Source organism: Bacillus cereus group sp. BfR-BA-01331 (genome assembly GCF_022663915.1).
In the GTDB taxonomy this organism is placed as follows: domain Bacteria; phylum Bacillota; class Bacilli; order Bacillales; family Bacillaceae_G; genus Bacillus_A; species Bacillus_A mycoides.
This window is the reverse complement of record NZ_JAKUGJ010000053.1, coordinates 1-11,280: the sequence shown is the minus strand read 5'-3', so window position 1 is coordinate 11,280 and position 11,280 is coordinate 1. Positions and strand designations below refer to the sequence as shown.

Genomic DNA, 11,280 nt, shown 5'->3' with positions numbered 1-11,280 from the left:
ATAACTGATACCGCGCCAGTTCTTTACCCGACAGATTTTATTTAAAACGTGGAAATCATTCTTTCATATTCATCATTGTAAAAAGATAAAACGAGAACGATTGGAATGCCATTTGTATGGAAAACTGATTGCCATTCTACTCTGTTCTTCTACCATGTTTCAAATGCGGTAATTACTTCTTATGAAAAAGAAACGAGAACTGAGTGAATATAAGACCATATATATGATTAAAGATTACTTTCTTCTTCTTTTCCAAGCTATACAGAAAGACACCCAAGAGCTATCAAAGATTCTAATTCGCCTGTTCAACCTCCTACAGCAAAACGGGAGAAAATCTCATCGATATGAGAAGAAAACAGTCTTTGATATATTAGGTGTCGTTTACAATTGTACCATGTCTGATAATCAAGCGGCTTAATTCAAAAAAATGAAACCCGTTAGGGTTTATTTCGTATGCAAATCTTTAAATTCCTTACACATAACCTTTAGAAAAAAGAAACAATCTCGCCTAAAATTGACTTTGTATAAGCTTAGCTTGATAGCAATGTGGTGCTACCCCAAATACACGTTTTACGGGAGTAAAAGTACAATAATATTATTAGCCGTGTGAGCTATTAAATAACGTAGTAAATTAACTTGATGGTATATTTATCAATTAGTTTCTATATATATCAATATGTATTTTTTATATAATAAAATCAAATATCATATAAAAAATACATGACATTTAAAGAAAAATGGTAGGGGAAATAATAAAAGTTCAGCAATTATATATCGCTAAACTTTTATTATTTCTGATTATTACCAATCCGTCCTAAGCTATCCTTAATAGTTGTTTCTCCAAGCTGTGTGTATAATAAGGCCGTATCTTGACTGGAATGTCCAAGTTGCTGCATGACTTGTAACGAGTCTTTTTCTTCCATGTATAGCTTATTTGCCAGTGTGTGTCTTAATTTATGAGGAGACATCTTTTTGCCATAGGCCTTAGTATATTTTTCTACTATATCCTGGATAGCCCTAACTGAAAGGGGCTGTGCAGTATGTTTATACTTCGATAAAAACACATTCTTTAATTCTTTCCCTGGAGCGTATTTGTTATCTCTAATTTCCATATACTTTTCAAGATCATTTAATGCAATGGGAGTAATCCATACTGAATCTTCTTTGTTTCCTTTTCGGATTACATCAATTAGTCTTTCTTTTAAGTTTATATCTTCCATACGAAGATCGGCCAATTCACTTACACGAATACCACTACCAAGAAAAAGGGAAAGGATAGCTACATCACGATCTTTATCTCTTAGGAAATAGAATAACTGATGTTTTGTTAAAGATTTTTCATGTTCATACTTAACATAATTTAAAAACTCTTGATCATCATCATTATGAAATATTTTAGATCTCATACGTTTTGCACGGGCATTTAATGTTTCTTTATCTTTATGTATTTCAATTTTAGCCATTACATTTCTATAAAAATAACACTCTCCATCATCATTCTCTGATAGGGAGGTAAGGTACTTAAATAAAGATTTCAAGGCCGGAATTTTTCTGTTAACAGAGGAATTTTGCATGTTTTGTTGCAGTTTTAGAACCCTCATGAAGTTCTCAACATCTTTTTTCTTTAAATTCTCTAAATCAGAGAAGGATATGTCTTTAATGGGCTTTAATTCAATAATTTGTTCAGATAATAGCCAATTAAAGAAGACTCTAAAGTCATATACATAATTCAGTAGGGTGGAGGGAGAGGCATCATGCAATTCCTTGTATTCCACAAATTCTTCTATGTAAAAGGGCATTTCATTTAAATTTTCGTACAATTTTTGACGATGTATGGATTTTTGACGTTGCTTGCTGTAGTCCATAAAAATCACCTCATATATAATATAACAGAAAATAGAAACGAACACAAGTTCGCGCGAAATTAAATTTTTACACAAACTTATTTACATAATTAAATTATGATTACCAGAATTCACTCGAAAATGAATAGGTATAGTGTAGTCGTTCTAAAAAAATTATAGATAACCAATTGATAAATCTAAATTAAACTATAAAACTAGTACAAAAATCAATATTTATAAACGGTTTAAAGGTCGTCATCAAATTAAATTGGTTAATTTAATTATGTTTATGAGGAGTTAATTAGATCAATTTAAGAAGAAACATTATAAATTAAAATGTAATTTACTATAAGAAGTTCTAATGAGTTATTAAGTATTTAATGATTCTTATATAAAGGATTAATTATATAAAGGATTAATTATATAAACACATACCAATATACTTAGATTCACGCAATTGAGTTCGAAATCCCTAAATGCTATATTAGATTTTATATAAGCATCTTATTGTTCGTAAAAACGGTATTTCGTGCGAACTTGTAGTTGTTAAAAAAAGCAGCTTATCACTGCCCTACTCTTCACATTCTTCGAAATCTACAAATATTCCTTCAAGCGATTGTTCTAATTGTTCTATACGGTCATGAACAAATTCGTCGTTTTGTAATATAGTTACTTGTATATCTTCATCTAGAATCTCTTCAGATGAAACATTGTATTCATGAAAAACATACGGATATAATCTTCAAATAAAAATATAGCGTAATTATATGAGAGCAAATAGTCGTCGTATACTATTTTTTGATATTCTTTTTGTAAACAGTACCTTTTTAATACATCGTATAACAATTCATCAGGATTAACGAGAATGAATTCATTTATTCCTGCTTCAGAATAAGACTCATCCTCAAATGCTTCTAAGTCTCTTGTACTGAATATTATCTTATCTTTTGATTGAATGATACTTCATCTAAATGTGTAATGAAGTTTTTTCGATCAATAACGTAAATAAATCTGAATATACATACTATTCAATCCTACTTTTCGATAGATAACGTCGTCATTGCCGACATACACATTTCTGATATATTAAACGTTTAGACCCGTACATTCGCAGGTTCACCAGTCCGTTAGGACATTCGCACCTTAGATATTTTGTAGCGTCCCGACCTATCCAAAATCATATGATTTCTCACTTAGGTTTTGTTCGGTCGACTTCACCTAGCTTCATACAATTTGTGACTACTATCACGCCTTGCATGTAGGAGTATTAGATAAGTAGTTTCAGCTCAACCTGACGGCTTTCATTCCTGCTTTCAGTCAATCAGTTGTTGTTATCAAAAATTGATAACCCTCCAATTTCGTGTTAACACACTTATAAGGAAACGTGTCGCACAAATAGCGTTTTTATTTAGTTTTTCAACCTTTTTCCTGCCTAACATCAATAAATCAACATATAACAAAATACATAGTTATAACAATTTATTATTAGGAGGTGTAATGATGTCATTTGCAGCATGGAGTGCAATTTTTATGACTTTAATCGGAGCAATATTTGGTACACACTCTTCTAGAAAGAGTAAAAATGCCAACTAAAAAACCTAATAATAAAAGTTAATATCTATCCCGTGCCAGCTGAAATGTCAAGGATGTATCAGCTGGCACCTTTTCTAGGCAAATAAAGGTTTCATTATTTATCAAGATTTTTATTACTATGTAAAATATTTGTAAATACTGCTTTCATTCTCACTATTTTCATTTCAAACGTTATATACTACATTTGAAATAAGCGATTAAGACCGCTTATTATCTTATTTTCCATACGACAAAACCTTTATTGATGCTAGGAGAAATCCTAGCCTTTTTTTGTACAATAACGATTTTATTAACAACTTGTCACATTCAAACCAAACAAGCATACATTGTTGTATGACTTTCAACTCATATAGACTATTTTTTTAGAGCTTACTGATATGTAAGCTCTTTTTTTCAAATAAAGATTTTGTTTAGTTATCTTCGCATTTACAATCCTGTAACTACTCATCACACTTACTGCAATAATCTATAACTTCATAAATCACTTATTTTCCCCCTTACTAAGTCCCGTGATAGTTCGAACTATCCAAGAAAAACTGATCGCTTCAACTAATATGCATTTCCTTTGTATCAAACTAGCGTCACATATCAGGTGTAACTTTCCAATTGTTATCATTTCCTTTTGCTCAATTATTGTTTCCCAGCCCATTTTGTCTCCTCCAATCAAAAAGGGATTTTGTTGAAATTACTTATAGATTCCACCTGGCCATTTTCTTCAGTGACAGGCTCATAAATCCAAGTAAGGAATGCAATATTAAAAATTTACTCATGAAAATCTGATTACAAATTTTTGAGTTTTTCTATTTCATGAGCTATTCACCTACCTTACTAAGAGTGCATATAAAAATGCGCTCTTTTTATTTAATTCCCACTAACCGTTAATGACTCTTTTGAATACATTATTATCACAAGGAATTCCACAGGTTTCTCTGGTCAAGTCACTTTGAATTTCTTGCACACCTTGTAGGAATAACCCGTTTTAAATAGCGGGTTATTTTATTTTTGATTATAAAATAACAATTTTGTTAAATTTATCAATTTACAAATTACTAATTTTATAAAATGAATTCATATACATTTATTGAATACATATAAAAGTTCATATAAAACCAAATGTTTTAGGAGCTGATTAGCATGACAAGTAAACCACTAGTAATAGCACTTCCTCCTATATCAAAAACCAAAATTACTTTTTATTCTTCTTCTGGTGAAGTAATTAACCACACTTTTTTTACAAACGAAACTTCAGGACCTATAGCAACATTTGCTTATTGTCCTATAGAATTTGAAAGATTTGAAACTAAAAGAATGCCAGTCCTTATAAAATAATTTTTCATAAATGTTTTCCTAAATCCCCTAGATTTCAGGGGATTATTTTTGTAGTTACGATAACTTCATCTTTTCCCTCGCTTAACACTGTGCGTGCGACTTTCACCGCATACAGCGTCCATCTTATTCTTCTCTACTAAAGTAACTAGATTACAAGCTTTACGGAGTTTGTTTATTTTCCCCAATTATTTATCGTTCATTTGAAGTATTCTCATATATTTTCTAATCGTATCTTCATTTATAGCGTGTATCAATTTGTGGACAAATTCATTTACAATAATTTTGGGTCACCATACATGCCCAACAAACTAAAATTAGATTTTCTATGAACTTCTGTTCATGTTGCCTACATGCTTGATATTTTGATTATTTATTTTTGAAAATACGTATACCAAATATCAATACTGTTCTTGGAAACATCCAAAACGTAAAGGCACTTTCAGCCAGGGGTGTCTTTATTATTTTTCAGTTCCATATTCATTTCCTACTTCATACACTAACAATGCTGATGCCATCAGTTATTTTATATAGAGAAAGAGTATTCCTCCATCCATCTGGGAATATTCTTTCTTTATTTTTATTGTTCATATTACTATAAAATGTTGCATATAATACTATGACAAACCAAATAAGAGATGTATTTCTTTATAATGTTAGAAAAAGAGCGTTCCTCACTCGCCAGGGGAATGCTCTTTTTTGGTTTACTTCACATATACATAGGCTTCATTTTCCCTTTTTTATATCTCCATGAATAAAAATAATAAATGATAAATTATTCACTCATTCTTTTTTTAGCAGTATTAGTATCTTGAGATCCTTGTATATGTTCGGTAGCTCTAGATAAATCTGTTTTTGGCACATTAACATAGATCGATTCAGAAGCTCCTTTTTTTATCTGAAATGTTTCGTGAAAAACACCGACACTTCCATTGTCTTTATTCGTATTATTGTATGATTTCTAAGTATCTGAGTGGTTTTTCCATGTGCATAGTTTACTAATTCGTCGAATCTCTTTCAGTATTGATTTAAGATTACTTTTTTCCAACTAAATAAGAAATGATTGGAGAGCTATCGATTCTTGATATCGATGAGGATAATCAAAATGCAGGATTCAGGATATCGATGGCTTCCATCTCATTAGCAGGAAAAGGATACGGAACTGAAGCCATTAAAATAGTTTTAAGAAGTCGAGAACCATTGCTTTACTTTCGTCTGTCGACTTGGCACCTAGCCAAAAAAGGACACAATAAAAAAGAAAAACATTTATTTTCAGGTGAGGGTAGACAACCATTTATTTAAAAATTAAATATTTCACAAAAAAACAGTCAGGTTCTATAACCTATATAAAATAAAAAAGCAGCTAATATGCTACTTTTTTTCTCCCCAAAAGAAGTGATATTCATACTGTCCTTTAATATCATTTTTCACACCAATAACCTGGGTAAGCTTTACTTTAATAGCACCACGACTACAATTGAAACTTTTTTCTGTGACCAAAGAAGATTATAAAAATTCTTTACCTTTTCATGTGTTCTTACAATCAAATCAAATGTAGGTCCATTATCCCACGCCATAGTTCTAATTTTAATGAATGAAAGCTCTTGATTATCAACAACAATCCTAGGAATACTTTTAGTTATATCCATTCTTTAGCACCTCTTTCAAAAAGGGCTTTTCCTATTAAAATATTACTGTAACTTATCAATTTCTCAAGCATCCTCCTGAAAAATTTTAAGTTTCCAACTCCAGAATCTCCATATCTATCCTTGTTCACAAAAAACCTAAAAAACTCACTAATAAATGCCTATATTAAATTATGATTACTCAATTTTAACTATACCTAAAAATACATGTCACAATATTTAAATAGGTAATCATTATAAACAAAAAAGAATTATATAAAACGAGATAAGTATCCTTTTCCAGAGTATATAAGAGCGGGATATGATGAATGAAGCCATAATGTTGGATCCTAACAGATGTTCGCAGTGTATATCCTGGTAATGCGGTAGAAAAATGTTTCAACAACCTATTTGCACAATCAATGGAAGTAAACTTATAGATTGAATCCCTCATCTTATTATACTTATCAATTCCAACTTCACACACACAATCTCAAAGCAAAAAAACTAAAAACAGTTTCAAATAAATGAAAAACAAACTAATAATCGCACTCTAAAGAAAATTCAGTACCTTATGCCCCTTTGCATACTTCCTAAACTCGATTTTTATAAGTTATTTAAAATTATTCCCATTTTCCAGAAATAACTTTTCAAATTCTGTTTATCCTATAAAACGTAACGAACAGTTACAATAATACACTAGTCTTCAGGCAAGGGTACTAGTAAAAAACATTTATTTACCTATTTTTCAAAATAGTTTTACCTTTTTTATTAAACTACCTAATAGTAACACCTTGTCACCTTACAATACCTTCTTTCATATATTGTATTATACTTGTCCATAACGTTAGATTGTTTCTAACATTATATGATTGATAGAAAGGAGTGAAAATATGCACTCATCTAGTCATAAATTTGATAACTTTAACTGTGTTGCACAAGCACCCAGTACACTACCTGCCCTTGGTTTTGCCTTCAATGCATCTGCACCACAATTTGCAACATTATTCACGCCACTACTATTACCTAGTACGGGTCCAAACCCTAACATTACTGTCCCTGTAATAAATGATACAATTAGTACTGGAACTGGTATTAGAATCCAGGTAGCTGGTATTTATCAAATCAGTTATACATTAACAATCAGCCTTGATAACGTTCCCGTAGCACCGGAAGCAGCACGCTTTTTCTTGACGCTAAACTCATCAACTAATGTTATTGCAGGATCTGGAACCGCAGTCCGTTCTAATATCTTCGGCACCGGTGAAGTAGATGTATCCAGTGGTGTTATTCTAATTAACTTAAACCCTGGTGATTTAATTCAAGTTGTACCCGTTGAAGTAATTGGTACAGTAGATATTCGTTCTGCAGCGTTAACAGTTGCACAAATTCGTTAATAAAAACAAAATGCTTGGCTAATTAACATTTAATGTTCCTTATACACACCAAAATATATTTTTATAGATTTGACACACATTTATATCAAATAAGCATATTTTATTGTATGGTGACTATCTAGTCATACAAATCTAAAGCTTTCATAAGCACACACCTATATGTGTGCTTTATTTTTAATTTAAAAGTAATAAACCCATAACTTTCTATCTCCTTAATTTAATTTTCTATTCTCACTTCACTTGTATGTCTTCATGCTAATAGCCTCTATCCTTATATCCCCTTAACAAAATTCAATCTGCCACCCTTATACTATAGATGACATGGTAACTTTTCTCCTGTTACCTTTTGAAAAACCTGCTAAACAGATAACTTTGGCTTTGGCTACTGCTCTTTTTTTCTTATTAGCTTGTCTCTATTTTATATTACAAGGATATAGAACACGTTTACTGATATACCCTCTCTGAAAGAGGGCATTTTTATTACTTTCTTTACCGTATAACAGTTCTAATTTCTTTTATACTTTACCTATAACTTATTATTACATACCATTTGCTTGTATAGCTTACTTTCTTTTGTACAACGAGTAGTTAGCTAATCCTGCTAACTGCTTTGTTGTGTACAAATACTTTTATTTAAACAACTCACCATTTCGAACAGTCCGTTAGGATATTAAATGATGAATAGTTCAACTGTTCTGGATAATAATTGAATACGATCGATTCAAAAGCTTCGAATTTCCTTACGCAGATGGCAAAAAGTCAATGTGTACCTCTTACCTTTCCAATAAACAAGATCATAAGGATCCATAATAACTCCTTTCGAAATAAACAAGTTAAAGGCAAAGACACAACTTCTATTACACCTTATATTTTTACATTTTTTAATGGTGGAGAATATACATGGAAGGTAATGGCTGGTAAGGTCGAGCTATTCTGCATCATATGAATGGTTTCGTTATTAACAGTAAAGAGATTTCCTTGCGTAAATTGTTGTGTTTGATGATAGGTTGGTGTAGTATCGGTGGATTCAAGAGTATATAGGATATTTTGTAAGCTACCTTGTACAACATAGATACAGCCTGTTGATGTACCGTGATTATGAATGGGCGTTTTCGCCAAGCTAGGAAAATAAAGTACCATGACTTCTAGTTTGTTTGTATGATAAATGATATTTCGTCCGTATTCCAAGTGCTTTGGGGCTATAATATAAAGAATTAGATTTTCAGGTGACAAATCTAATGTTTGTACAATCTGTATAAGCTCCTGTTGACTATATAAATGTAAAGAATCAAAGCTACGCTTTATAATTTCGATGAGTTTCATAATACGTGCTCCTTTTTTATAAAAAATTCATGTCCCTCCTATATAGAATAGTGGACAATCTCTCATAATATATATCTATTCAACTTTCTGAAATACTTTCACCAAAAGGTTCTGTTGTAAAGTTGAAAAATTGCTCAAAACACTGAATTCCGCATGCGATAAGTTAGGATTTGCTTTACAGCTTTGTGTATTGAGATTTCCTTGTTGGACTTTGTCAGACGTTCAACATATACCCGATTGTGTTGTGAACTATATAGCTAAACAACTGCAAATTAATGCGAACGAAATACACATATATGCAGAACGTGAGCAAACGAAACATGAACATCTCGAAGAAATTAGAAGAGAATATGGATTTCGGAACTTCACTATTCGTGAATATCGTGTTGTGTCTCAAGTCTTATTACAATATGCATTAGAAAATGGGAATGTTCTACACTTAATCCAGATAGCCATTGAAGAATTAAGAAAAGAACCAGCTATGGTGCTACCCCATGCCCATCAACTTAAGAATTTTATAACACCCCAAAACAAAAAGTCATGAGCTAACGTGAAGTGCACCCCAGTTGTTAGACACGGTCTAACAATTGGAGGTGCATTTTTTATGGCTAAATTTTCTTCGAAAGAAAAAATCCAAGTGGTGAAACGATATTTAGATGGTTCAGAAAGTGGAGAAACAATTGCTAAATCTATAGGAGTTACTCCTGTTTTACTTCGCGAGTGGATTAGACGATATGAATCTTCAGGTGAAAAGGCCTTTGAAAAGCGCTATACATTCTACCCAGCTCAGTATAAACTAGATGTACTTTATTATATGAATGAACACGGGACATCTATCAGAGAAACAGCGGCACTTTTCAATATTCCGTCTTATGAAACACTTCGGAAATGGAAAATAGCGTATGAAACAGGAGGATTGGATGCCCTACAATCAAAGAAAAAGGGGCGTCCAACCATGAAAGATAAAAATATAAAACCAGTAGTTGAAGGATCAATCGAAGCCTTACAAGCGGAAAATGAACGTTTACGTATGGAAAATGCATATTTAAAAAAGTTGAATGCCTTAGTTCAAAACAAGGAAAAATCACAAAACAAGACAAAGCGGAAGTAATCTATGAGTTAAGGCATGAATTTCCTGTTAAGGAGTTACTTAAACTCGCTAATATTCCGCGTAGTACGTAATGTTATTGGATAAAACAGTTCAATCGTCCTGATCCAAATGTGGAGGTAAAAGCACGGATTCAAGCTATTTATGATGAACACGATGGGTGTTATGGCTATCGTCGTATTCGCGATGAACTTATGAATCGTGGGCACAAAGTAAATCATAAAAAGGTATATCGTCTTATGAAAGAATTAGGGTTAAAATTTCTGGTTCGTATAAAAAAATATCGCTCTTATAAAGGGACAGTTGGGAAAATTGCGCCGAATATTTTAAATCGCAACTTCCAATCTGAAAAACCAAATGAGAAGTGGGTTACAGACATTACGGAGTTTAAGTTATTTGGGGAAAAGTTATACCTATCGCCAATATTGGATTTATTTAATGGTGAAATTATCACCTATACCATTGGTTCAAGACCTACCTATTCCCTTGTTTCAACAATGTTAGATCAAGCTTTTGAACGTGTAACAGATCAGGATAAACTCCTCATTCACTCTGATCAAGGTTGGCACTATCAAATGAAACAATACCGTCATTCTCTTACGAAGTGTGGCATAACTCAAAGTATGTCTCGTAAAGGAAACTGTTATGACAATGCCGTTATTGAAAATTTCTTCGGTATCATGAAATCGGAATTTCTGTATCGAAAAGAATTTGAAAGTATAACACATTTCAAACAAGAATTAGCAAAGTATATAGAATACTATAATCATAAAAGAATTAAGGCAGCCTCTAGGGTATGAGCCCGGTACAATACCGGACTCATACCCTAGAGGCTGCCTAATGAAACGACCTGTCTAACTTTCGGGGGTCACTTCAAAACAAGCCCATGACTTTTTATATGCTATATCACAAATAATCTGGGAACACTTTACAGCCCTTTTCTTGCTCCATATCATGTCCAAAGAAAATAATCGGATTTTCTTTCCTAACAACATCTTTTAAACGTTTTATTGAAGATAAAGCTAAATCCGAATCAAATCCAGCAAACGGTACTTCATCTTCAA

Annotated in this window: 7 protein-coding genes and 5 pseudogenes; 6 read left to right on the top strand and 6 right to left on the bottom strand. The window is 32.0% G+C overall.

What is annotated here, in order from left to right:
* Positions 1-31: 31 nt before the first annotated feature.
* Positions 32-418: pseudogene (locus tag MR155_RS29905) on the top strand (IS4 family transposase); the annotation flags it as partial.
* Between the two features lie 370 nt (positions 419-788).
* On the opposite strand, the gene xerS reads toward MR155_RS29905, so the two are convergent.
* A complete protein-coding gene (gene xerS / locus MR155_RS29900) occupies positions 789-1,865 on the bottom strand; it encodes a tyrosine recombinase XerS (RefSeq protein WP_242311970.1) in 1,077 nt (358 codons plus the stop codon).
* A gap of 2,706 nt (positions 1,866-4,571) precedes the next feature.
* Between xerS and MR155_RS29895 the strand changes: the two genes are divergently transcribed.
* Positions 4,572-4,766 (top strand): hypothetical protein, encoded by a 195-nt coding sequence (locus MR155_RS29895; RefSeq protein WP_242311969.1) that lies wholly within the window; start codon positions 4,572-4,574, stop codon positions 4,764-4,766.
* Positions 4,767-5,538: 772 nt separating this feature from the next.
* Here MR155_RS29895 and MR155_RS29890 read toward each other — a convergent pair.
* Positions 5,539-5,834 (bottom strand): annotated as a pseudogene (locus tag MR155_RS29890) (monooxygenase family protein); the annotation flags it as partial.
* Between MR155_RS29890 and MR155_RS29885 the strand changes: the two are divergent.
* A pseudogene (locus MR155_RS29885) lies at positions 5,820-5,951 on the top strand (GNAT family N-acetyltransferase); the annotation flags it as partial. The pseudogenes MR155_RS29890 and MR155_RS29885 overlap by 15 nt on opposite strands.
* 263 nt (positions 5,952-6,214) lie before the next feature.
* Here MR155_RS29885 and MR155_RS29880 read toward each other — a convergent pair.
* The gene (locus MR155_RS29880) at positions 6,215-6,412 is read right to left on the bottom strand and encodes a hypothetical protein (protein ID WP_242311968.1); all 198 of its coding nucleotides are present in this window, start codon (positions 6,410-6,412) and stop codon (positions 6,215-6,217) included.
* 869 nt (positions 6,413-7,281) lie between these two features.
* Between MR155_RS29880 and exsF the strand changes: the two genes are divergently transcribed.
* The gene (gene exsF, locus MR155_RS29875; protein ID WP_242311967.1) at positions 7,282-7,785 is read left to right on the top strand and encodes an exosporium protein ExsF; all 504 of its coding nucleotides are present in this window, start codon (positions 7,282-7,284) and stop codon (positions 7,783-7,785) included.
* Positions 7,786-8,506: 721 nt separating this feature from the next.
* Here the strand turns inward: exsF and MR155_RS32480 are convergent.
* Both MR155_RS32480 and MR155_RS29870 read right to left on the bottom strand, forming a co-directional pair.
* A complete protein-coding gene (locus MR155_RS32480) occupies positions 8,507-8,593 on the bottom strand; it encodes a WYL domain-containing protein (RefSeq protein WP_472927184.1) in 87 nt (28 codons plus the stop codon).
* Positions 8,594-8,649: 56 nt separating this feature from the next.
* The gene (locus MR155_RS29870) at positions 8,650-9,108 is read right to left on the bottom strand and encodes a cysteine dioxygenase (RefSeq protein ID WP_242311966.1); all 459 of its coding nucleotides are present in this window, start codon (positions 9,106-9,108) and stop codon (positions 8,650-8,652) included.
* A 130-nt stretch (positions 9,109-9,238) separates the two neighbouring features.
* On the opposite strand from MR155_RS29870, the gene MR155_RS29865 reads away from it, so the two are divergent.
* Positions 9,239-9,652 (top strand): DUF4158 domain-containing protein, encoded by a 414-nt coding sequence (locus tag MR155_RS29865; RefSeq protein ID WP_277958791.1) that lies wholly within the window; start codon positions 9,239-9,241, stop codon positions 9,650-9,652.
* A 60-nt stretch (positions 9,653-9,712) separates the two neighbouring features.
* Positions 9,713-11,057, top strand: a pseudogene (locus MR155_RS29860) (IS3 family transposase).
* Positions 11,058-11,122: 65 nt separating this feature from the next.
* Here MR155_RS29860 and MR155_RS29855 read toward each other — a convergent pair.
* Positions 11,123-11,280, bottom strand: a pseudogene (locus MR155_RS29855) (quorum-quenching N-acyl homoserine lactonase AiiA); the annotation flags it as partial.

What these genes read in the sequence shown, in the direction of transcription:
- xerS (WP_242311970.1), bottom strand. Translation starts at nt 1,865, where the DNA reads ATGGACTACAGCAAGCAACGTCAAAAATCCATACATCGTCAAAAATTG.
- MR155_RS29895 (WP_242311969.1), top strand. Translation starts at nt 4,572, where the DNA reads ATGACAAGTAAACCACTAGTAATAGCACTTCCTCCTATATCAAAAACC.
- MR155_RS29880 (WP_242311968.1), bottom strand. Translation starts at nt 6,412, where the DNA reads ATGGATATAACTAAAAGTATTCCTAGGATTGTTGTTGATAATCAAGAG.
- exsF (WP_242311967.1), top strand. Translation starts at nt 7,282, where the DNA reads ATGCACTCATCTAGTCATAAATTTGATAACTTTAACTGTGTTGCACAA.
- MR155_RS32480 (WP_472927184.1), bottom strand. Translation starts at nt 8,593, where the DNA reads ATGGATCCTTATGATCTTGTTTATTGGAAAGGTAAGAGGTACACATTG.
- MR155_RS29870 (WP_242311966.1), bottom strand. Translation starts at nt 9,108, where the DNA reads ATGAAACTCATCGAAATTATAAAGCGTAGCTTTGATTCTTTACATTTA.